The sequence below is a fragment of the Methylobacterium sp. 17Sr1-1 genome (assembly GCF_003173775.1).
Taxonomy (GTDB): Bacteria; Pseudomonadota; Alphaproteobacteria; order Rhizobiales; family Beijerinckiaceae; genus Methylobacterium.
Genome location: NZ_CP029552.1, coordinates 6,185,102 through 6,203,868, shown reverse-complemented (window position 1 = coordinate 6,203,868; position 18,767 = coordinate 6,185,102). Strand labels below are relative to the sequence as shown.

Here is an 18,767-nt window from a genome sequence, read left to right as displayed (position 1 = left end):
CGGAGCGCCGGCCCGGGTGTCAGGCGGCCTCGCTCGGCACGCCTGCCTTCGACAGGATGCGGCGGTCCAGCTTCAGACCGCCCATGCCGCTTTCGGTGATCCGGGCCAGCTCCTGCTCGGACACAGCGGCGCGCGGGAAGCGCATGCTGCGGGCGAGATCGGCCGCGAGTTGCGCGACCTTGGCGCGATCTGCCTCCGTGGGCTCCGGCAGGATCTCGGCGTCCAGGATGCTGCTGACGCGGTGCAGCTCGGTCTCGACCGGCGCCATGATGGTGCGCACCTCAGCGACGATCTGTGGCTCGGTCGGGCAGCGACCGCGGTCCCACGGGGTCACGGCCCGGTTGTGCCGGAACCGGTGAACGGCCTCGACCACGGCCCAGACGGGATAGGGCGTCAGGGTGCCGACCAATCGCTCGATCGTGGCCGCATCCGAGATCTCGTCGGCGCCGTAGGCCGGGAACACGAACACCAGCTGCGCCGCCGCCGGCTGATGTGCCTTGCCGCCCTGGCGGAGCACCGCCTGAAGCTCTTCGCGGCGGGCCTCAAGCACTGCTCGCTCAGCGACGGCCGGCGCCTGCGAGGCGGAGATGGCCTTGCGCCGGAAGTTGCCGGGGATCTCCTGCAGCCGACCGTGGAAGAGCCCGGTCAGATCGGCCATCGCCCTCGTGGTCGATGATGGGGACGTCATCGTCGAGGGACGGATCTGTCTCGTCGTCGGGAGCATCGGAACCTCGGGAGAGATCGCGGAGGAACAGGGCACGGCGGGCGGCGGGGCTGAGGGGGCGGTCAGGCTGGCCTCGTGGCAGCGGTCGACCGGGCGGCGGGCGGCGACGGGATGTCTCCCGCAGCCGATTGCGAAGTGTCCGCGGCCAATCGATTTTTCGGGCTTTCTGACCGCCCTCGGACAGCCAGTAGTCGCAGAACTCGGCCAGCGCGGCGTCGGCTTCCTCGCCGGTCAGGCCCATCTCGGCGCAGACGGCGCGAGCCTCCGGGCTGTCGGCAAAATCGGCTGTGAGGCGGCGAGCTCGGGGCTCGGATTTCGCCTTCGGCGTCTCGGCACCAGGGTGGGCTGCCGGGGCGGCGCCTGCCTCGACCGGATCGACCGATCCGGGCAGCTCGGCGTCGTCGGCCCCCTTGGGGGCTGTCGGTCCGATAGGACCGACTGGGGGAATGGGTTGGGTGGGGGTTTGATTATTATCTTTGGGGGAGGGGTCACGCTTGTCACGCCCCGTAACGCCGTTATTCGCGTTATTTCCGTTACGCCGGTCACGCCACCGAGCCTGACGTTCGCGGTTGCCAGCGCGCGCCTTCTCTCTCCGCTCCTCGTCCGCAGCACCCTCCTGGGCCCGGGCAGCCAGCAGCTCGGCCTTGATGATGGCACCCATCTGCTCGGCCGACAGGCCTGCAGCGATCATGGCGTCAATGGCTTCCGGGCTAAGGCTCACGCGGCGTCCTCCGCCGGTGTATGCCGCTCGATCGCCCGCTCTATGAGGTCGAGGACGTAGGCGTCTCCCTTGAGAGCCGCGAGCACGGCGATGCGCTCGAGCAGGTCAGCACCTTCACGAGTAGCGAGATCGATATCGAACCACTTGTACTGGTCGTCACCAGTGTATCTGGTGAACATGCTCCACCAGCGCTTGTTGACCTCGGCGGCCACGGTGGCGATACGAGCGAGCGGCACCGGTGATGACGGGCGCTTGATGTCGTAGGCGGCCGGCATCAACGTCAGCTCTGCGCAGCGATGTAGGTCTGAGCGTCACCGGTGCCGAACAGGCCATCATCGGCCGGCACGATCAGGCCGAGCGCAATCGCCTCGCGAGCGCTGGCCGGGCCGCAGTTCTCGCCTGACGGCTCGAACCACCAGAGGCGAACATCGTCGGTCTCTCCGATCGCTCGTGGCCTGAACTGGCAATGCAGGCGCTGCCCGCCCTTGCAGATCTCCGCGACGCGCAGGACGCGCTTGGGCGGCACCTTCGGCTTCTTTGCCTTGGTCACGGGCGATCTCCATGGGCATCGAGCACGGCGCTCAGGAAGGCGTGAGGGGTGGTGCCGGCGCGGGCGGCGAGATTGCGGATGCGCGCCTGCATCGGGGCGGACAGCTCGAGCGCTGCCGGCGTCGGAGCCAACACGATTGCTCGTGACCGCCGCGAAAGCCGGTGCAGGTGGCCGCGCTCCACGAGAGCGTCGAGCAACCGGCCGATGCCGTTCTTGCTCCGCAGACCGACACCTTGCCGCATCTCGTCGAAGCTGGGCGATACGCCGTCGCTATCAGCGACGTACCCTTCGATGAATGTGAGCAGCTGGCGCTGCTTGAGCGTGAGGCCACCGCGCTCACAGGGGAGCCTCGTCATCGCCCGACTCCATCAGCCAGACGCCGAACACGGCCAGCGAGTGCCCCCACCTCAAGATTGCTCGGCCCACCACCCCGCGCAGCCATGCGGGCAAGGCGTTCCGCCAGCGCATCAAAGTCCGCCGCGATGGCAGAAAGCTCATGGGCCTGTTCCTCCGACCGCCGCGCCTTCGCGGCCCGAATCGCCTCCAGCTCCCGCGCATCGACGCGACGAGCCTTGCCGTACCAAATGTCGAATGCGCGCCAGTAGGAGAGACCGGCAGCCCGGGCTGCGCGCTCGATCTGCCGCTTCACGCGGTCACCGGCCGCAACCGGCTCGGCAAGCTCCCGCAGGCCGGCGGAAGCCTCCATGGCAAAGGTCGTCATGCGACCCTCCCAAGACTTTTGGGACATCTCCCAACGCTCCTGTGATCATCTGCGATCACACCGGGAGCGAGAGAGACACCATGAGCAGGATCGGAGGACTTGCGGGGGCCCGGAGAGATCAGCGCAAGGGCTCGTTTCAGGAGCTCGCCGCGCGGTGGGGGTCTATTCGGTTGATTGACAACGTGAACCGTCGCGAGCGCCTGGCAGGGCACTTTGACGGCTGGGATGATCTGCACGGTGTCGCCGCGTTCCAGCGCGGCGAGCACCAGCAGGATCGTATCTTCGTGCACCGCGAAGCGCTCGCACGCTTCCTGGAGGACGACGAGATTGAGCACCGCGGTGTGGTAGCGCCGAGCATCATGGACGACGCCGGTGGCTCCCGGGCCCATCATCGACGCAAGCTGTTGAGACGCGCAGTCCCGCTCCTCGACGGAGGGCCGCACGACTTCGAGCGCATAAGCGCTCTGCGTGAAATTGAACGACTGCCCCGTCATCGGGACACCCGAAACAGCGTCACCCACCCGTCGGACAGGCAGACCTGACAGCGGCCGTCGTCCCGGAGGCGATAGCGGATCTTGCGGCTCTGCTCCCTCATCGGCGTCTCCAGCGGTGGAAGGGGTGCGCCTGGCCGGGCGCGGGGGAGTCGAACGGCCAGGCGCGGTCCGAGCTCGGCAGGGCTTATGTGCCGAGGCGCGGAAGAGGAGCGGCAGCCAACGTCACTGGCCGGCCGGCAGGATGTGCAGCGGCCCGTTGAGCGGGTTCAGCTGCGAGGCGCGCTTTGAGCAGCCGTTGGCAACACAAGCGGTCCAGACGAGCGCGCAGCAGAGGACGAAGACGATGCGCCGATCGAGCAGAATGGCCCCGGGGCTTTCACCCGGCCCGGCATGGCTCACGCGTCCTGCCCGGTTGCCCGGCGCCTCCAGGGCGTTTTCCGCTGCCACCTTCACAGGCGCGTTCACACCGGCCCGATCCGCGTCGCGGTCCATTTCGTGACGGCCTCGGGGGAGGCCGATGTAGGTGCCGCGGGCGGCGACGGGACTGGAGCGGGTCATGCCGCGGCTCCCGCAGCAGCGTCGCCCGTCTCACCGCCAGCCCGACCAGAGCTGGCGGCATCAAAGTGGTCCTGCGCGGTGACCGCGCCGGCCGTGACATCCGAGATGCGCTTCAGCATCCCTAGACGCGGGATACGCTGCCCGTACCGCCACTTCCGGACGGCCCAGGGCGACACGTCAGGACCGATGCGCGCCGCCATCGCGGCGTCGTCCAGGCCCTGGGCTTCCATGTAGGCGGCGAGCTTCATGGGCACACAATATGCCCATCATGGGCACAATGTCTAGCCTTTTAGTGCCCACCTTGTGCTCTGCCCAAAACGGGCACACTCTAGCATGTTGGCTTCCGTGGCGAACAACCTCAAAGCACTACGTGAGGCGCGCGGGCTCTCGCAGGAAGCCGCGGCCGAGAAGATGGGAACGACGCGGAACCAGCTCGCGAAGCTGGAGTCCGGAGCGCGAAGGCTTTCGAACGTGTGGATCGACCGCGCGGCCGAGGTCTTCGGAGTGGATGCGGGCGACATCGTCACCGACAAGCCGCGGCGCTCAACCTCGCTCGTCGACAGCTTCGATCCTGACGAGTTCGATCCAGAGGACCACGAGCCCCGCATGGTCGAGGGCACGATGGGGCGCGACGTTGGCGACCTGCCCAGGGACGCGATCCTGATGGCGGAAGTCGCAGTAGGTATGGGCCCCGGCGGGGTTACTCACATCACCGACTTGATGAATGCCGACGGCAACACCTACGCGGCCGAGGGCGTCAAGGATTGGGTGCGCCTGCCGAGCACATTTCTGGTCGGCCGATTTCGAGTTCAGCCGCATCGCATCCGATGCTTCGAGGCCATGGGCGACTCTATGGAGCCAAAGATCCACGACGGCGACATCGTATTTGTGGATGTGGGTCACCGGGTGCCTTCGCCGCCCGGTATCTACGCGCTCGCTGATGCGCTGGGCGGTGTGATCCTGAAACGTCTGGAGATCTCTTCGGCGCGTGGGCAGGACCCTGTCAGGGTTCGCCTGATCTCCGACAACCCAAAGCACTCGCCCGAAGATAGGACGCTTGATGAAATTGCGATTACGGGAAGATACCTGGGCAGATTAACTACTGAATAAAATACTAGATGAAAGATACGACTATGAGCGAAGATGACCAAATAAATATGTTTTCAAAAGATAGCTACGTTACAAAAATGATCGAAAAAATGCGCGGCATCGAGGAAATGAAAATTTCCGGTAATGACATAGCCGACATGCTTTTGATGCTACAAGTACAGCAACTTCTATTTTATAATATAACTTCAACAACTGTATATGCAGGCAATGGAGAAGCGGACAAAGCGAATGAACACCTGCGAGAAATAAGAAAATATCTCAAGCTACATGACGAGGCAATTAGAAATTTACATCGAAGATTTGCTGATAGAATGGCCGGGATGCTGAGGAATGGGTGACTTGATCACGCCGGATTTTCCGGATTTTAAAAAACACGATCAAGAGCACTTGCCGCCGATGGGCCCCGGGGGCACATCGGGTGGCATGAATCAGATCTGGGCCAAACTTGAGGAGCACGACAAGCGGTTCGATCGCCTCGAAACGCAGATGCAGGACATTGCGAAGGAGCTATCTAACGCGAAGTTTTGGTTCGTCGGTACAGCCCTCGCCATTGCTCTCGCCGGCTTAGGTCTTGTCTACAGCGCTCGCCAGGACACAACGGCGACGATTGGAGCGGCCCTCACAGCCATTCAAACAGCCGTGGCGGTTCGCCCGAGTGAGCCGACCGCTCCTCAGCAGCCGATCGTTATTGTCGTACCGCCGGGCGCTCAACCTGTTCCCCAGCAACCGACAGGAATCCCCGCATCGCCCGCACCGCAGGCGCCTAAGTAGCCACTGCCAACGAATGGGGTCTGGTGGCGCCACCGCGCAGGGCTTTCGCGTTTTAGCACGTGAGCCCAATTTTGAGATGGGCACAAACGTGCCCATTATGGGCTTGACCAACGTGCCCCATATGGGCACATTGACGGTGTTCCCGATGGAGCACCGCCGATGCACCGCACCCTCAACTACCTCGACGCCGAGCAGGCCCGCTACCGCGCGCTGAACGCCGCCCTGGCCGGCCCGCTCCCGCACCTCGAGATCGCCGACCGCCGCGCCCAGCGCGACCGACTCGACCGCATCCCCCACATCGACGCTGACGCCCGGGCGCGGGCTATCCGCAACGAGGTGATCCGCGGGCTGGACGAGGCCATCGCGAGTGCCGTCGGCGCCGTCGCGATCGTCGCCGCCAGCATCGGCCTCGGCGCTGCCGTCCACTTCGTCGGGAGCGTCCTCTGATGCGCCCTGACATTCACTTCGACGATCCCCTGCCATCCTTCCTGACGCGCGAGGCGCCCCCGCCGCCGGCCAACGGCGGCCTGGACCGCGCGGCTGACGCGGCCACCGCCAGCGTGATCGCCGGCATCATCATCCTCGGGCTGCTGACCGCGGCGTGCATCCTCGTCGGCGTCGCCGCCTTTCTGATCGCCCGGGGGATGTGATGGCGCATCCCGACAGCATCCGCGCCTTCGGGCGCTTCGAGGCGGCCCGGGCTGCCGGCGCCTCGACCTCGACGCCGCCGGTGGAGTGGTTCGCCGGCCGGCTGAGACGCCGGGCCGCCGAACGCGCTGCGCGGCTGGAGGAGGCTCGCGCCGCCCGCGGTCCGATCTCGGCAGCTTCGGTCGACGCGGCCTGCGAGGCAATCCGGACCACGGTCAGCCGGGCGGTCAACGAGGCATGCGCCGGCGGCGAGCGGGCTGACATCGAACGATGGAACGCTGCGGCGAAGCGGAGGTGCCAGTGAGTGCCGCGCCCGCTCTGGCTGCAATGGGCCACAACGGCGGCCCCGCCCTGACGCCGTTCGAGGTCTCGCGCGACGAGATCGATGCCCTCTGCTCTGAGGCGCGACACTGGCTCGATGCTGGCGGGATCAAGACGCAGGCCGACGCCGACGGCGTGTCGAAGCTGCTCGACCTGCTCCGCAAGGCGATCAAGCGGGCGGACGAGCGCCGCGCCGCCGAGGCGAAGCCGCTCGATGACGCCAAGGCCGAGATCCAGGCGCGCTACGGCGCGCTGATCCAGGACAACAAGTCGGGGAAGGGCCGGGCGGTGCTCGCCGTCGAGGTCTGTAAGGCAGCCCTGACGCCCTGGCTCGAGCGGCAGGAGGCCGAGAAGCGGGCCGCCGCCGAGGCCGCGCGGCGCGAGGCTGACGAGCGGGCACGGGAGGCAGCGCTGGCGCTGCAGCTGAGCAAGCCGTCCGACATCGAGGAGCGCGAGCACGCTGAGGATCTGGCGCGGGAGGCGCGCCGCGCTGAGGCGGTCGCCGGCCGGGCGGAGCAGGATCGTGCCAGCGCCCGCGGTGGGGCGCGTGCCGTCACCCTTCGCACGACCTACCGGGCCGAGGTCACCGACGCGACCGAGTTCGCGCGCTGGGCCTGGGTCAACTGCCGAGACGAGATCGTGGCGGCCCTGGCCGTCATCGCCGGCCGACAGGTCGCCGCCGGCACCCGCGGCATCCCGGGTGTCGCCGTCCATGAAGAGCGCAGGGCTGTTTGATGAGTGCGCCCGGAATTCTCATCGCCCGCATCGAGGCCGTACTCGCCGAGCATCGCGAGCTTTGGTCCGCCCGTCGGGAGATGCGGCGCAGGAAGATCAGCGATGGCGCTTTCCGCGGTCGTCCAAGCAACACGCCGGCATCCTTCTGGCTGAAGGTTGCAATTGCCGGCCCGGATGATTGCTGGCCATGGCGCGGCCATACGCGCGGTGACTATGGGCGATACTCAGAAAAAAGCAAGCACATCGACGCACATAGATATGCCTGGATATGGTCGAATAACTATAATCCCACACGCCAACAATTTGTCATGCACAGGTGCAATAATAAGAAGTGCTGCAACCCTTCTCACCTAGAGCTTGGGGACGCACAGATCAACACCGCCGATGCGTACAAAGATGGGCTCGCTAAGTCAGGGGAGGAGCACCACCGCGCTCGCCTCACTGCTGGACAGGTGCTCGCAATCCGCGGCGACCGCCGCCGTCAAGTCGATGTGGCGGCTGACCACGGTATTGGCCAGCCGCTCGTTTCGGCGATCAAGACTGGCAAAATCTGGAAACATCTGGAGGGCTGACAATGTCCGCAGAGGTCATCAGGATTACAGATGTCCGCGTTCAGCACCGCAAGCTTGCGGAAGATTTGCGGCGCAATATTGATGCGGAGAGCACGATTGTAGCAGTCACTGATCTATTCGTGCTGGATACAGATTTTCAGGATGCCTTGAACTCGCTGCCGGATGATCTCAGGAGTGAAGTAGCTCAGTACGGACGAGAGCGCCTTTGGACACTCGGGTACCCGCGCCCGAAGCGGAAGGTGGCGCAGTCATGAGCGCTCTGCTGCCGGTCGAGTTCACGTGGACGGGCGATGCGATGCAGCCGGCGGGCCGGTTCACCGGCCTCTGCGATCGGCAGTTCGTGATCGGCGAGCGCTACATCCTCACCGAGCAGGAAGAGCGCAGCAGCAAGTCGCACGCGCACTACTTCGCGTGCGTTCGTGACGGGTGGTCGAGCCTGCCGGAGCATCTGGCGGATCGCTTCCCCTCGCCGGAACACCTCCGGAAGTGGGCGCTCATCAAGGCCGGCTTTCGCGATGAGCAGACGTTCGTGGCGTCCTCGAAGGCGGAAGCGATCCGGGTCGCTGCCTTCCTCCGCCCAGTTGACGACACCGCAGTGGTCCGCGTGAAGGATTCCGTCGTCGTGCGCTGGACGGCCAAGAGCCAATCCAAGCGCGCCATGGGCAATGAGGATTTCCAGCGATCCAAGGATGCGGTGTTCGCCGTCATCGACGAACTGATCGGCACCGCGCCCGGCACGCTGTCCCGCGAGGCGGGGAGGGCAGCATGACCGATTCTCGCCCTCGACTATCGGATAAAGATCGCAAGCGCCTATTCCGGCTGCACAACCGCACCTGCCACATCTGCAGTCAGCCGATCGACGGCGTGCATCAAGCTTGGGACATCGAGCACGTTATCCCACGCAATCTACTCGGCCGGCACGCCGATACCGACGACAACATGAAGCCGGCGCACAAGTCCTGCCACCGGGAAAAGTCGAAGGTCGATGCCGGCAATCTGGCCGAGGCGAACCGCCGCGAGGATCGGCACATCGGTGTGCATCAGCCGAAGCGGCCCGTGCCGCCGGGCAAGCCGCTGCCGCCGGGCCGGCCAGCGCGCCGAGCCACCGCCCCGCTGTCGAAGCAGCCTCTACCCCGCCGAGCACTCTACACGCCGGAGCCCCGTCGATGAGCAACCGCTGCCAGGGCCACGGCCGCATCCCCTTCACCGCTGAGGAAATCGTGGCCCGGACCGTCGCTGAGGCTCGGGCGTATCGGGAGAGGAAACGTCGATGCAGCGTCTTTATTTATACAAGACAGATGCAAACAAGAAACATTTTTTGTCTCTACAGATCAAGAGGATATCTAGATCCTTCTATACCAGCTTGAGCCCTGTCTCGTTCTTGCACCACAATTTTCAAGCATTCATTCAAGTCAAGGAAAACATCTTGGCAGTCGATAATAAAAGCATCTATTGCCACCTCTATCTTTGCGCTTCTCACATCTGCATACTGAAATTCGCGCGCATAATTATCTATCAAATCCTCATATTTGACTATCAGGTGTATGAATCTTTGTCGATCCCCCTTCAGAAACCTAAGTCGCGGCGCTATGTTACGAAGCACGTCAATCTCAGCGTTCAAACGGGCGCGATATGCATATATTGCGAATGGGTTTTTCAATATATCAGGATGAATCTCATATTCTTCATCATCAGTATCGTGATATCTTTGCATGGCTCGCGTGTATTGCCCCAACTTCATAAGCGCATCATATACCGGAAGCACTTCATCGTAATATTTTCCCCAAAATTCATAACGGTCAATGGTGGCGCCTACGGCAGCTGCTCGGGCCTGAATTTGATTCGCTTTGAGCTGCCCCCAAACAAGGTAAGCCGCCACCGCCGCAACGCCGAAAGCCAGCAGCGCAGATGCCAAAGCCTGATATCTGTTCAACCAGAACTCAATACAGCCGCCAACGCCATCAACGAGCGGTTTCCCTGCTTCGATCTTCGACGAGTCACAGACGCCACCCATCCATGGCATCGCGCCGAAGATAAAGAGCACAGCAAGCGAACCGACCACCGCCGCGAGAGCGGTAGGCCACGACTTTACAGACAAGCGATTCCCCATCGTCGACCATGGCTGTTTGAGCGCAGCCTTTCGGCTGGCGCAAGTCTTCTCGAACTTGGCGCCGCCTTCAACTTCATCCTCGCCGACGAAGTGCCGGAGCAGCCGTGATGCCGCGCGACCTCACCCTACGCCTCCACGACACCCAGGCCGGCATATGGCAGGAGAACGCCAACGACCCGACCTTCCGGAAGGAGGTTTTCCTCGGACTCCTGAAGCACCTCGGCCGCAGCGGCTGGGCCGTCTCACTCGACGACGAGGTGCGCAAACGACACCGCAGCCTGAGCCCCAACTACCGCCGCGCCCGGAAGGGCAATCTGTTCGCCAGCGTCCGTACCTGCGGTCGCGTGGTCGAGGTCGAGATCTGGGCGGAGACCTGGACGAAGGAGAACCAGAACGGCCACCGCTACGACTTCGACAAGATTAACCGCCTCGACTACCTCGACCGGCTCCGGGTCGACCTCACGTTCCAACGGCTCGCGCGCTGGCTGTCCGGCCTTGCGACCGTCAAGGTCGAGGACAGGACCCGCGGGCCCGGCCTTACAGCCCCGACCGCCCTTGAGCGGATCGCACAGCACTATGCGGAGAGCTGGCACACCGACAAGGCGTTAGGCCGGCCGGTCTGTACGTCCCCCTACAACTGCCGCTCGGCCGACGGCGGGACAATTACCCATGGCGCTGCCGTGTGGTTTGTCGATGATAAGGGCCGGATCGGCCACGGTGTGGCGTACTACAACATTAACAACATGTGGTGGATCGCGGTCGGGCGCCACATGCTTCGAAATAATTCATCGTTCGAGATCTACGTTTCGGCGCCGAGCTGTCTTCGCGTGAAGCGGAATGATCGCGAGCGACGCAAGCGCCTTGAAGGCGAGATGTCTTTCGCCATTCGCGTGCACAAATTTCGCCGCGCAGAAACGATCCGGAAGATCCTGTTTGGCGACCAACCGCTTTTCCGGATCAGGTCGAGCAAGAACGACGCTTTCTATGGCTCGAACTATTCCGGCTACACCTCCGACACGGGGCGGGCCGGCCTCTACACTCGAGCAGAGGCCGAGGACGAGGTGCGGCGCGTCCCGCACCTGTTGAGCGCCTACGACCTGTCGGGAAAGCCGCTCGTGATCCCCGCCGCCCCCGACCTCCCCCTCTTCGCCGCGGAGTAGCGCCATGACCGAGTCCTGCGCCACCTGCCGGTTCTGGCGCTCCAGATCCTGCCAGCGCTACACGCCCGCCAGCAACCGCACCTGGCTTGGGATCGGTCAAAATGACTTGCCCGGCTCGTGCAGCAGGAGGGCAAGCACGATCAGCATCGTCGCCATGGTGGCGGCTTTCCCCGCCATCCACAGCGGCTCAGAGGGGGCAATAGAGCTGTACCCGGCACCGCTCCAAGCGAGTGCCCAGACCACGCAGCCACCCACCGCCAATCCACAGCACACGAGGATCGCCAGTAGGAAGATCGCCTTAGAAATCATGATGTTGCGCTCCACGATTCGTTTTTCCACAGGTATTGGAGATGCATCCCACGAGAATGTCCAGCTGGCACCAGGCGGCGCCTTCGGGGCCGAAATGGAAGCGATGGCCTGGACACGTCGAGCCCTCGCCCGGGACCGCCATTCCGATCGGGGCGGCTCGCACGTGATGATGGCCGATCTCAACCGCGCTCGAACCAAGGGGCTTGCGGCTGCGGAGGCGAGGCGATGATGGGCTCGGCCGAGTTCTCCCCCTGCGGCCAGCACCGCTTCCGCCTGGACCGCTGGTGGTCCGACGAGCCGCGGGCGCTCGTCTGCATGCGCAACCCGAGCACGGCCGGCGCGGACCGGAACGACCCGACGATCTGCCGGCTGCGGGCGCTGCTCCAGGGCCGGCCCGGCATCGGCGGGTTCACGGTGGTCAACGCCGACGACCGGATCGCCACCGACCCTCGCGACCTCGAGGTGTGGCTGGCCGGGCAGGACGTGGCGACGATGAAGGTCATGCGGCAGGCGAACCTCGTTCGCCTGCTCCCGCTCGCCAAGGCCGCGCCGGTGCGGATCGCCGCCTGGGGCAACCTGCTGGCGCCCGGGCTGCACGCCGACCGGGTGACCGCGGCGCTGTCGCTCGACGGTGCCCGCCCGCTGCACGCCTTCGCGCTCACCGGCGACGGCGCGCCGATTCATCCGCTGGCGCGCGGCCGCAGCCGCATCCCGCTCGGGATGCCGCTGGTCGAGTGGCGGGCAGCTCGCAGCCTAGTCTCAACCGCCGAGGAGGGGTGACGTGGAGCGAACACAAATCCCCGGCGCCTGCAAAATCCTCGGCGTGTCCGCGAGGACCATCCAGCGACTCGCCATGTCAGGCCAGTTGCCGAGCGCCGTCAAAGTTGGTCGGGTGTGGACGTTCGACATCCAGGCGCTTCGGTCCTGGCTGGTCGAGCAGGAGGTGAAACCATGCCAGCGGATAGAAAGAAGGCCCCAGACGGCTGTTATTGGCGAGGCTCGACGCTCTGGGCCCGTTTCACGGTCGGAGGCAAGGAATACCGTTTCAGCCTTAAGACAGACAACCCAAATGTTGCGCGAAATCGCTCGGCAGCAGAACAAGCAAAGATAGTGGCGGCCCATAGCTACGGAGAGGATCGTAAGCTATGGGCCGACGCCGTGACTGCCTGGGGGCAGTACATGGTGAGCCAGATTGGACAGCGCACGTTCGAACGTTACACCAACTCCATCGACATCGTCGCCGACTTTTTGGCAGGTCTCCACGTTGATGAGGTGTCCGACGAGACGATTGCGGAGATCGTCCGCGCTCGGCGTGCAGTCGGTGTGACCACAGCCACGATCCGACGCGACCTGACCGCGCTGTCCAGCGTGCTCGGTTACGCGGTCGACGAGAAGTGGCGGAAGGGCAACCCGGCGCTGGAGGCCATGCGCAGCCGTCGGATGAAGGAGCGGCGCGATCCGATCGTCTTGCCCGAGGATCGCGACATCGAGCGCGTGATTGCCCGGGCTCCGGGCAACTTCAAGCTCCTGATCCGGGCCGCACTGCTGACCGGCTGCCGGCAGGACGAGCTCGTGACGCTGGAGCGCCGGCACGTCGACATGAACCGCCGGGCCATCTCGGTCCGAGGCAAGGGCAACAAGCGCCGCGAGGTGAGTCTGACCGACGAGGCGGTGGCGCTGTTCGCGTCGATCCCGGTCAACCTCGCAACCAGGGCTGTCTTCTGGCACCCGGGGGCGAAGGGGCGCATTGGGGACCGCGCGCGCGAGGAACCCGAGCCAGGCCCGTTCATCAACCCGGCCACGCGCTTCTCTCTTTACACCCGCAGCATCGCCGCGGCCGAGGCGGAGGAGATCGCGAAGGCTGCCAAGAGCGGCAAGAAGCTGGAGCCGACGTTCAGGCGCTTCCGGTTCCACGACCTGCGCCACCGGTTCGCGGTCGACTACCTGCGATCGGGCAGGGGCGGGATCTACACCCTGCAGCAGGAGATGGGTCACACGAGCATCAAGGTAACCGAGCTCTACCTCTCGTTCCTGACCCCCGAGGAGCAGGCCCGGGCCAAGGACATGCCCGCACAAAACATGGCACAAGTGCATCGGTTTCCAGGCTTGACCGGCGCATAAAGCATTGATACGGCTGCGGAATGGATTAAAACCGGGTTTGTGATCCAGTGGTTTTGTAAACCGAAGGTCGGGGGTTCGATCCCCTCCGCCGGCACCACTCGTTCAAGACCGCCCCCGATGGCCCGACCTTCGCCGGGATCCGATGGCATCCCTGCTCCGCTCCGCGCTCTCGCACCTGTCCAAAGCGCCAGGCTGCGGCGACGCTGGCCCGATCCCTGCAAGCGCAGGCGCGAGCATGAGGTAACCAAAGCAGCATGACGACTCGTCCCAAGGTCGCGTTCATCGGCACCGGCGGCACCCTCTCGTCGGTGGGCCGCGATTCCCTCGACATCCTCGACTACACCGCCACCGGCGAGCGCCTGGAGGCGGAGGAGATCCTGGCCCGGGTGCCGGAGGCCGCGACCGTCGCCGAGGTGGTGCCGGTGCGCTACCGGGCGGTGACGAGCCCCGGAATCGGCTTCTCCGACTGGAAGACCCTGGTGCTGCTCTGCGAGCGGCTGGTTGCGGAGCATCCGGACCTCGCCGGCATCGTCGTCGGCCACGGCACCGCCACCCTTGAGGAGACCGCCTACGCGCTGAGTCTCACCCTCACCGTCGCGGTGCCGGTGGTGCTGGTGGGCTCGCAGCGGCCGATCAGCGCCCTGTCGAGCGATGCCCCGCTCAACCTCGTCGCCGCCCTGCGCACGGCGGCCGCGCCGGAATCCCGCGGACGCGGCGTGCTCGTGGTCCTCAACGACGAGATCCAGGCGGCCCGCGAGGTGACCAAGACCTCGGTCGCCCGGCTCCAGACCTTCCGGACGCCGGATTTCGGCGTGCTCGGCCAAGTCGACGGGCCGCATGTCCGCTACTACCGCCGGTCCGAGCGGCGCCACGCCCCCGGCACCCCGTTCGACATCCGCGGCCTCAACGTCCTGCCGCGGGTCGACATCTCCTACGCCTATGCCGATGCCGACGGCACGGCGGTGCGGGCCTTCGCGGCGGCGGGCGCGCGGGGCATCGTCTCGGCGGGTCTCGCCCCCGGCATGACGCCGCCGGCAGAGGCCGAGGCGCTCGGCGCGGCGACCGCCGCCGGCATCGCCGTGGTGCAGTCGACCCGCGCCGGCAGCGGCGTGGTGCCGGACACGAAGCGGCTCGCCGAGCTCGGCATCCTCAGCGCCGACAACCTGACGCCGCAGAAGGCCCGCATCCTGCTGGCGCTCGCCCTCACGGTGACCCGCGACCCGGCGAGGCTGCGGGAGATCTTCGCGACCTATTGAGGCAGGAGCGCGCGGGACCGACCGCGCGGCTCACCCGGCGATTGCCAGGTTTGCCGGCGCTGATCTAGGGTCTCACGGCCACGTGCCCCCGCGGGTCGGGCCGGCGCGGTCTGAACACCTCCGGCAGCGCCCGACCTGCACGACGGGGCGAGATTCCCGGTGGCGGGATTCCGAAGGCAGGATTCCGGGGGAAACGACGCCCGATGGTGCGCCTCAACCAGATCCGGGCCGGCGAGGTCGCGGTCGCGGTCGCGCCGCCCGCCGCGGACGATGCCGGCCTCGTCTTCGTCGGCCGCATCCGCACCCCCTGGACCGACCGGCTCGGCTGCCCGCGCCAGGGCCGGGCCGACGGGCCGGCCTGCCGGATCGAGGTGTTTCCGCCCTGGCGCGAGGCCCTCGACGGCGTCGCGCTCTACGAGCGCCTGGAGGTGCTGTACTGGCTCGACCGCTCGCGCCGCGACCTAGTGCGCCAGAGCCCGGCCGATGACGGCACCACCCGCGGCACCTTCTCGCTGCGCTCGCCGGTGCGGCCGAACCCGATCGGCACCAGCATCGTCCGGCTGATCGGGATCGAGGATGGAATCGTCCACGTGCGCGGCCTCGACTGCCTCGACGGCACCCCGCTCCTCGACATCAAGCCCGACCGTACCCTGTTCACGCCCCTGGCGCCGCCGCAGGCCGGGGATGCGGAGACCGGCGAGGCGTGAAGGCCGCTCTCGTCTTCCTGCTCGTTGTCCAGGCGCTCGTGGTCCCGGGGGCGCCCGTCCGGGCCGAGCCGGAGCCGGCAGTGACGCCGCTGCCGATGCAGGAGGTCGCCCCCGGAGCCTTCGTCTACGCCGCGCCCTACGCGCTGGCCGGACGGGACAATGACGGCGCCATCGCCAATGTCGGCTTCGTCATCGGGCGCGAGGCGGTGGCGGTGATCGACACCGGCGGCAGCCTGCGGGCGGGGCAGCGCCTGCGCGCGGCGCTCCGGCAGCGGACCGCCCTGCCGGTGCGCTACGTGATCAACACTCACGTCCATCCCGACCACGTGCTGGGCAACGCCGCCTTCGCGGAGGAGGGCGCGACTTTCGTCGGCCATCATGCCTTGCCGGAGGCCCTGAGCGCGCGGGCAAGCGACTACCTGCGGGCCAATGCCGGCCTCGTCGGCGCCGGCTTTGCCGGCACCCGGATCGTGCCGCCGACCCTCCTGGTCTCGACCTCCCTCGACCTCGACCTCGGCGGGCGGGTGCTGCGCCTCGAAGCCTGTCCGACCGCCCACACCAACAGCGACCTCACGGTGCGCGACGAGGGCACCGACACCTGGTTCCTCGGCGACCTCCTGTTCGTCGGCCACGTGCCGGCCCTCGACGGACGGCTCACCGGCTGGATCGCCACCCTGCGCGCCCTCAAGGCCCGCCCCGCCGCCCGGGTGGTGCCGGGCCACGGCCCCGCCGCCGTTCCGTGGCCGGCTGCCGCCGGACCGATCGACCGCTACCTCGCGGATCTCGAGAGCCAGGTGCGGGCGATGGTGCGGGACGGAACGCCGATCGGCGAGGCCGGCCGGGCGGCTCGGGACGAGGCGGGGGAGTGGGCCTTGTTCGACGATTTCAACGCCCGGAACGCCACCACCTCCTACCAGGAATTGGAGTGGGAATGACCGGCGACTTACGGTTACGCCCGCGGCCGGAGGCAAACCCGTTCGTCGACCAATGAATTCGCGCACGATCGGTTGATGTTGCGCAGCACAATCTCGATGCTGCTTTGCAGCATACAAGGCGATGTATACCTTAGTTATCGATTTCGACGCCGGTCAGGGGCGCCCTGCCGCAGGCAGGTGTGTTGACGGCGTCCCAATTTCTCTTAGAGTTCCTTCAAGCTTCGGTTTCAACGGTGCCGCCAGGGGAAGGCGGTGTTCGGTTCGCAGACACGGCAAGGCCCGCCCGGGCGCCTTCACGTCAGCCCCGCTGGCGGCCGGTTGTGACACGCTGCCGAGGCCAACGACATCCCCAAACGCAAACAACAGGAACGGTTCGATGCGTCCCGTCTCGGGGCGCGCGGCGGAATGCACCTGTCGGAGGAATCCATGAGAGCGGTCCATCTCCTTGCGGTGAGCGCGGGCATCCTCGGTGCCGTCCCGGCACTGGCCAACGAAGACGTCCTGAAGCGTTCGGCCAATCCGGCCGAGCAGGTTCTTCAGACCGTCGACTACGCCAACACGCGCTATTCCAAGCTCGACCAGATCAACACCGGCAACGTCAACAAGCTGCAGGTGGCCTGGACCTTCTCGACCGGCGTGCTGCGCGGCCACGAGGGCTCGCCGCTGGTCGTCGGCGACGTGATGTACGTCCACACCCCGTTCCCGAACATCGTCTACGCGCTCGACCTGAACAACGAGGGCAAGATCCTCTGGAAGTACGAGCCGAAGCAGGATCCCAACGTCATCCCGGTGATGTGCTGCGACACGGTCAACCGTGGCCTGGCCTACGCCGATGGCGCGATCTTCCTGCACCAGGCCGACACCACCATCGTCTCGCTCGACGCCAAGAGCGGCAAGGTGAACTGGTCGGTGCAGAACGGCGACCCGAAGGTCGGCGAGACCAACACCGCCACCGTGATGCCGGTGAAGGACAAGCTGATCGTCGGCATCTCGGGCGCCGAGTACGGCATCCGCGGCCACATCACCGCCTACGACCTCAAGAATGGCAAGCAGGCCTGGCGCGCCTACAATGTCGGCCCCGACGCCGAGATGAAGATCGACCCGGAAAAAACCACCGAGCTCGGCAAGCCGGTCGGCAAGGACTCGTCGATCAAGACCTGGGAAGGCGACCAGTGGAAGACCGGCGGCGCCTCGACCTGGGGCTGGTACTCCTACGATCCGAAGCTGAACCTCGTCTATTACGGCACCGGCAACCCCTCGACCTGGAACCCGAAGCAGCGCCCGGGCGACAACAAGTGGTCGATGACGATCTTCGCCCGCGATGCCGATACCGGCGTGGCGAAATGGGTCTACCAGATGACCCCCCACGACGAGTGGGATTATGACGGCATCAACGAAATGATCCTCACGGATCAGAAGATCGGCGACAAGGAGCGGCCGCTCCTGACCCACTTCGACCGCAACGGCTACGGCTACACCCTCGACCGTGCCACCGGCGAGCTGCTCGTCGCCGAGAAGTACGATCCGGCGGTGAACTGGGCCACCAAGGTCGACATGGACAAGTCGTCCAAGACCTACGGCCGTCCGCTCGTCGTCGCCAAGTACTCGACCGACCAGAACGGCGAGGATACCAACTCGAAGGGCATCTGCCCGGCGGCGCTCGGCTCCAAGGACCAGCAGCCGGCGGCCTACTCGCCCAAGACCAACCTGTTCTACGTGCCGACCAACCATGTCTGCATGGATTACGAGCCGTTCCGGGTGAGCTACACCCCGGGCCAGCCCTATGTCGGTGCGACCCTGTCGATGTACCCGGCGCCCAACAGCCACGGCGGCATGGGCAACTTTATCGCCTGGGACAACGTGGCCGGCAAGATCAAGTGGTCGGTGCCGGAGCAGTTCTCGGTGTGGTCGGGCGCTCTCGCCACCGCCGGCGACGTGGTGTTCTACGGCACGCTGGAGGGTTACCTGAAGGCGGTCGATTCCAAGACCGGCAAGGAGCTCTACAAGTTCAAGACCCCGTCGGGCATCATCGGCAACGTGATGACCTACCAGCACAAGGGCAAGCAGCAGGTCGCCGTCCTGTCGGGCGTCGGCGGCTGGGCGGGCATCGGCCTGGCGGCCGGTCTCACCGACCCGAATGCCGGCCTCGGCGCCGTCGGCGGCTACGCCGCGCTGTCGAGCTACACCAACCTCGGCGGCCAGCTGACCGTCTTCACCCTGCCGAACTGACGGTCGGTCAGCCGA

The 18,767-nt window shown here is 65.9% G+C and carries 28 protein-coding genes; 19 read left to right on the top strand and 9 right to left on the bottom strand.

The genetic code is table 11. The features are described from left to right. Positions 1 to 19: 19 nt before the first annotated feature. The 5 genes from DK412_RS28345 to DK412_RS28325 form a co-directional block, all read right to left on the bottom strand. Complete coding sequence (locus tag DK412_RS28345) at positions 20 to 658, bottom strand: hypothetical protein (RefSeq protein WP_109974708.1); 639 nt, start codon at positions 656 to 658, stop codon at positions 20 to 22. Between the two features lie 783 nt (positions 659 to 1,441). Continuing rightward, positions 1,442 to 1,720, bottom strand: a complete 279-nt coding sequence (locus DK412_RS28340) for a hypothetical protein (protein ID WP_162596335.1) — start codon at positions 1,718 to 1,720, stop codon at positions 1,442 to 1,444. A 5-nt stretch (positions 1,721 to 1,725) separates the two neighbouring features. After that, complete coding sequence (locus DK412_RS28335; protein ID WP_109974706.1) at positions 1,726 to 1,995, bottom strand: hypothetical protein; 270 nt, start codon at positions 1,993 to 1,995, stop codon at positions 1,726 to 1,728. Continuing rightward, complete coding sequence (locus tag DK412_RS28330) at positions 1,992 to 2,351, bottom strand: hypothetical protein (protein ID WP_109974705.1); 360 nt, start codon at positions 2,349 to 2,351, stop codon at positions 1,992 to 1,994. The genes DK412_RS28335 and DK412_RS28330 overlap by 4 nt, the downstream gene beginning before the upstream one ends. Next, complete coding sequence (locus tag DK412_RS28325; RefSeq protein ID WP_162596334.1) at positions 2,348 to 2,716, bottom strand: hypothetical protein; 369 nt, start codon at positions 2,714 to 2,716, stop codon at positions 2,348 to 2,350. Before DK412_RS28325 ends, DK412_RS28330 begins: the two co-directional genes overlap by 4 nt. An 80-nt stretch (positions 2,717 to 2,796) precedes the next feature. Between DK412_RS28325 and DK412_RS28320 the strand changes: the two genes are divergently transcribed. Further along, positions 2,797 to 3,258 carry a hypothetical protein gene (locus DK412_RS28320; protein ID WP_162596333.1) on the top strand — a complete coding sequence of 154 codons (462 nt, stop codon included), beginning with the start codon at positions 2,797 to 2,799 and terminating at the stop codon, positions 3,256 to 3,258. Between the two features lie 174 nt (positions 3,259 to 3,432). On the opposite strand, the gene DK412_RS28315 is transcribed toward DK412_RS28320, so the two are convergent. Both DK412_RS28315 and DK412_RS28310 read right to left on the bottom strand, forming a co-directional pair. Beyond that, the gene (locus DK412_RS28315) at positions 3,433 to 3,768 is read right to left on the bottom strand and encodes a hypothetical protein (RefSeq protein ID WP_162596332.1); all 336 of its coding nucleotides are present in this window, start codon (positions 3,766 to 3,768) and stop codon (positions 3,433 to 3,435) included. After that, positions 3,765 to 4,016 (bottom strand): helix-turn-helix transcriptional regulator, encoded by a 252-nt coding sequence (locus DK412_RS28310; protein ID WP_109974701.1) that lies wholly within the window; start codon positions 4,014 to 4,016, stop codon positions 3,765 to 3,767. Before DK412_RS28310 ends, DK412_RS28315 begins: the two co-directional genes overlap by 4 nt. A gap of 97 nt (positions 4,017 to 4,113) precedes the next feature. Between DK412_RS28310 and DK412_RS28305 the strand changes: the two genes are divergently transcribed. From DK412_RS28305 to DK412_RS28270, 11 genes are all read left to right on the top strand, one after another. Beyond that, positions 4,114 to 4,878, top strand: a complete 765-nt coding sequence (locus tag DK412_RS28305; RefSeq protein WP_162596331.1) for a LexA family transcriptional regulator — start codon at positions 4,114 to 4,116, stop codon at positions 4,876 to 4,878. A 23-nt stretch (positions 4,879 to 4,901) separates the two neighbouring features. Further along, positions 4,902 to 5,216 (top strand): hypothetical protein, encoded by a 315-nt coding sequence (locus DK412_RS30455; RefSeq protein WP_162596330.1) that lies wholly within the window; start codon positions 4,902 to 4,904, stop codon positions 5,214 to 5,216. After that, positions 5,209 to 5,649: a hypothetical protein gene (locus DK412_RS30450; RefSeq protein WP_162596329.1), complete on the top strand. Its 441-nt coding sequence runs from the start codon at positions 5,209 to 5,211 to the stop codon at positions 5,647 to 5,649. The genes DK412_RS30455 and DK412_RS30450 overlap by 8 nt, the downstream gene beginning before the upstream one ends. Positions 5,650 to 5,808: 159 nt before the next feature. Next, positions 5,809 to 6,096 (top strand): hypothetical protein, encoded by a 288-nt coding sequence (locus tag DK412_RS28300; RefSeq protein ID WP_109974699.1) that lies wholly within the window; start codon positions 5,809 to 5,811, stop codon positions 6,094 to 6,096. Further along, entirely contained in the window at positions 6,096 to 6,299 is a 204-nt protein-coding gene (locus tag DK412_RS28295) for a hypothetical protein (RefSeq protein WP_109974698.1), read from the top strand. The genes DK412_RS28300 and DK412_RS28295 overlap by 1 nt, the downstream gene beginning before the upstream one ends. Then, positions 6,299 to 6,601, top strand: a complete 303-nt coding sequence (locus DK412_RS28290; protein WP_109974697.1) for a hypothetical protein — start codon at positions 6,299 to 6,301, stop codon at positions 6,599 to 6,601. The genes DK412_RS28295 and DK412_RS28290 overlap by 1 nt, the downstream gene beginning before the upstream one ends. Next, positions 6,598 to 7,353 (top strand): hypothetical protein, encoded by a 756-nt coding sequence (locus DK412_RS28285; protein ID WP_204165460.1) that lies wholly within the window; start codon positions 6,598 to 6,600, stop codon positions 7,351 to 7,353. Before DK412_RS28290 ends, DK412_RS28285 begins: the two co-directional genes overlap by 4 nt. Beyond that, on the top strand, positions 7,353 to 7,925 hold the full coding sequence (locus DK412_RS28280; protein ID WP_109974695.1) for an HNH endonuclease: 573 nt from the start codon (positions 7,353 to 7,355) through the stop codon (positions 7,923 to 7,925). Before DK412_RS28285 ends, DK412_RS28280 begins: the two co-directional genes overlap by 1 nt. A 2-nt stretch (positions 7,926 to 7,927) precedes the next feature. Further along, the gene (locus DK412_RS30445; protein ID WP_162596328.1) at positions 7,928 to 8,179 is read left to right on the top strand and encodes a hypothetical protein; all 252 of its coding nucleotides are present in this window, start codon (positions 7,928 to 7,930) and stop codon (positions 8,177 to 8,179) included. Beyond that, positions 8,176 to 8,694 carry a hypothetical protein gene (locus DK412_RS28275; RefSeq protein ID WP_109974694.1) on the top strand — a complete coding sequence of 173 codons (519 nt, stop codon included), beginning with the start codon at positions 8,176 to 8,178 and terminating at the stop codon, positions 8,692 to 8,694. The genes DK412_RS30445 and DK412_RS28275 overlap by 4 nt, the downstream gene beginning before the upstream one ends. Then, complete coding sequence (locus DK412_RS28270; protein WP_109974693.1) at positions 8,691 to 9,095, top strand: HNH endonuclease signature motif containing protein; 405 nt, start codon at positions 8,691 to 8,693, stop codon at positions 9,093 to 9,095. The genes DK412_RS28275 and DK412_RS28270 overlap by 4 nt, the downstream gene beginning before the upstream one ends. A gap of 154 nt (positions 9,096 to 9,249) precedes the next feature. Here the strand turns inward: DK412_RS28270 and DK412_RS30440 are convergent, their stop codons facing one another. Further along, positions 9,250 to 10,023 (bottom strand): hypothetical protein, encoded by a 774-nt coding sequence (locus DK412_RS30440; protein ID WP_162596327.1) that lies wholly within the window; start codon positions 10,021 to 10,023, stop codon positions 9,250 to 9,252. Positions 10,024 to 10,142: 119 nt separating this feature from the next. On the opposite strand from DK412_RS30440, the gene DK412_RS28265 reads away from it, so the two are divergent. After that, positions 10,143 to 11,195, top strand: a complete 1,053-nt coding sequence (locus DK412_RS28265) for a hypothetical protein (RefSeq protein WP_109974692.1) — start codon at positions 10,143 to 10,145, stop codon at positions 11,193 to 11,195. A gap of 96 nt (positions 11,196 to 11,291) precedes the next feature. Here DK412_RS28265 and DK412_RS28260 read toward each other — a convergent pair whose 3' ends face one another. Beyond that, complete coding sequence (locus DK412_RS28260) at positions 11,292 to 11,519, bottom strand: hypothetical protein (protein ID WP_109974691.1); 228 nt, start codon at positions 11,517 to 11,519, stop codon at positions 11,292 to 11,294. A gap of 210 nt (positions 11,520 to 11,729) precedes the next feature. Here DK412_RS28260 and DK412_RS28255 point away from each other — a divergent pair, with 210 nt between their 5' ends. From DK412_RS28255 to xoxF5, 6 genes are all read left to right on the top strand, one after another. Then, the gene (locus tag DK412_RS28255; RefSeq protein WP_109974690.1) at positions 11,730 to 12,284 is read left to right on the top strand and encodes a DUF1643 domain-containing protein; all 555 of its coding nucleotides are present in this window, start codon (positions 11,730 to 11,732) and stop codon (positions 12,282 to 12,284) included. Positions 12,285 to 12,683: 399 nt separating this feature from the next. Beyond that, positions 12,684 to 13,625 carry a tyrosine-type recombinase/integrase gene (locus DK412_RS28245; protein ID WP_162596326.1) on the top strand — a complete coding sequence of 314 codons (942 nt, stop codon included), beginning with the start codon at positions 12,684 to 12,686 and terminating at the stop codon, positions 13,623 to 13,625. Between the two features lie 254 nt (positions 13,626 to 13,879). After that, positions 13,880 to 14,881, top strand: a complete 1,002-nt coding sequence (locus DK412_RS28240; RefSeq protein ID WP_109974687.1) for an asparaginase — start codon at positions 13,880 to 13,882, stop codon at positions 14,879 to 14,881. A 203-nt stretch (positions 14,882 to 15,084) separates the two neighbouring features. After that, a complete protein-coding gene (gene tsaA / locus DK412_RS28235; protein ID WP_109974686.1) occupies positions 15,085 to 15,588 on the top strand; it encodes a tRNA (N6-threonylcarbamoyladenosine(37)-N6)-methyltransferase TrmO in 504 nt (167 codons plus the stop codon). 38 nt (positions 15,589 to 15,626) lie between these two features. After that, the gene (locus tag DK412_RS28230) at positions 15,627 to 16,523 is read left to right on the top strand and encodes a quinoprotein relay system zinc metallohydrolase 2 (protein WP_245571996.1); all 897 of its coding nucleotides are present in this window, start codon (positions 15,627 to 15,629) and stop codon (positions 16,521 to 16,523) included. A gap of 426 nt (positions 16,524 to 16,949) precedes the next feature. Beyond that, positions 16,950 to 18,752 (top strand): lanthanide-dependent methanol dehydrogenase XoxF5, encoded by a 1,803-nt coding sequence (gene xoxF5 / locus DK412_RS28225; protein ID WP_109975547.1) that lies wholly within the window; start codon positions 16,950 to 16,952, stop codon positions 18,750 to 18,752. The last annotated feature ends 15 nt before the right edge of the window (positions 18,753 to 18,767 follow it).

Bases quoted from the DNA above. Each gene is read 5' to 3' on its own strand.
- DK412_RS28290 (WP_109974697.1), top strand. From the start codon at position 6,299: ATGGCGCATCCCGACAGCATCCGCGCCTTCGGGCGCTTCGAGGCGGCC.
- DK412_RS28315 (WP_162596332.1), bottom strand. From the start codon at position 3,768: ATGACCCGCTCCAGTCCCGTCGCCGCCCGCGGCACCTACATCGGCCTC.
- DK412_RS28325 (WP_162596334.1), bottom strand. From the start codon at position 2,716: ATGACGACCTTTGCCATGGAGGCTTCCGCCGGCCTGCGGGAGCTTGCC.
- DK412_RS30450 (WP_162596329.1), top strand. From the start codon at position 5,209: ATGGGTGACTTGATCACGCCGGATTTTCCGGATTTTAAAAAACACGAT.
- DK412_RS30445 (WP_162596328.1), top strand. From the start codon at position 7,928: ATGTCCGCAGAGGTCATCAGGATTACAGATGTCCGCGTTCAGCACCGC.
- DK412_RS28280 (WP_109974695.1), top strand. From the start codon at position 7,353: ATGAGTGCGCCCGGAATTCTCATCGCCCGCATCGAGGCCGTACTCGCC.
- DK412_RS28245 (WP_162596326.1), top strand. From the start codon at position 12,684: ATGGTGAGCCAGATTGGACAGCGCACGTTCGAACGTTACACCAACTCC.
- DK412_RS28265 (WP_109974692.1), top strand. From the start codon at position 10,143: ATGCCGCGCGACCTCACCCTACGCCTCCACGACACCCAGGCCGGCATA.
- DK412_RS28320 (WP_162596333.1), top strand. From the start codon at position 2,797: ATGAGCAGGATCGGAGGACTTGCGGGGGCCCGGAGAGATCAGCGCAAG.
- DK412_RS28240 (WP_109974687.1), top strand. From the start codon at position 13,880: ATGACGACTCGTCCCAAGGTCGCGTTCATCGGCACCGGCGGCACCCTC.
- DK412_RS28270 (WP_109974693.1), top strand. From the start codon at position 8,691: ATGACCGATTCTCGCCCTCGACTATCGGATAAAGATCGCAAGCGCCTA.
- DK412_RS28275 (WP_109974694.1), top strand. From the start codon at position 8,176: ATGAGCGCTCTGCTGCCGGTCGAGTTCACGTGGACGGGCGATGCGATG.
- DK412_RS28310 (WP_109974701.1), bottom strand. From the start codon at position 4,016: ATGAAGCTCGCCGCCTACATGGAAGCCCAGGGCCTGGACGACGCCGCG.
- DK412_RS28295 (WP_109974698.1), top strand. From the start codon at position 6,096: ATGCGCCCTGACATTCACTTCGACGATCCCCTGCCATCCTTCCTGACG.
- DK412_RS28300 (WP_109974699.1), top strand. From the start codon at position 5,809: ATGCACCGCACCCTCAACTACCTCGACGCCGAGCAGGCCCGCTACCGC.
- DK412_RS28345 (WP_109974708.1), bottom strand. From the start codon at position 658: ATGGCCGATCTGACCGGGCTCTTCCACGGTCGGCTGCAGGAGATCCCC.
- xoxF5 (WP_109975547.1), top strand. From the start codon at position 16,950: ATGAGAGCGGTCCATCTCCTTGCGGTGAGCGCGGGCATCCTCGGTGCC.
- DK412_RS28255 (WP_109974690.1), top strand. From the start codon at position 11,730: ATGATGGGCTCGGCCGAGTTCTCCCCCTGCGGCCAGCACCGCTTCCGC.
- DK412_RS28340 (WP_162596335.1), bottom strand. From the start codon at position 1,720: ATGCCGGCCGCCTACGACATCAAGCGCCCGTCATCACCGGTGCCGCTC.
- DK412_RS30455 (WP_162596330.1), top strand. From the start codon at position 4,902: ATGAGCGAAGATGACCAAATAAATATGTTTTCAAAAGATAGCTACGTT.
- DK412_RS28330 (WP_109974705.1), bottom strand. From the start codon at position 2,351: ATGACGAGGCTCCCCTGTGAGCGCGGTGGCCTCACGCTCAAGCAGCGC.
- tsaA (WP_109974686.1), top strand. From the start codon at position 15,085: ATGGTGCGCCTCAACCAGATCCGGGCCGGCGAGGTCGCGGTCGCGGTC.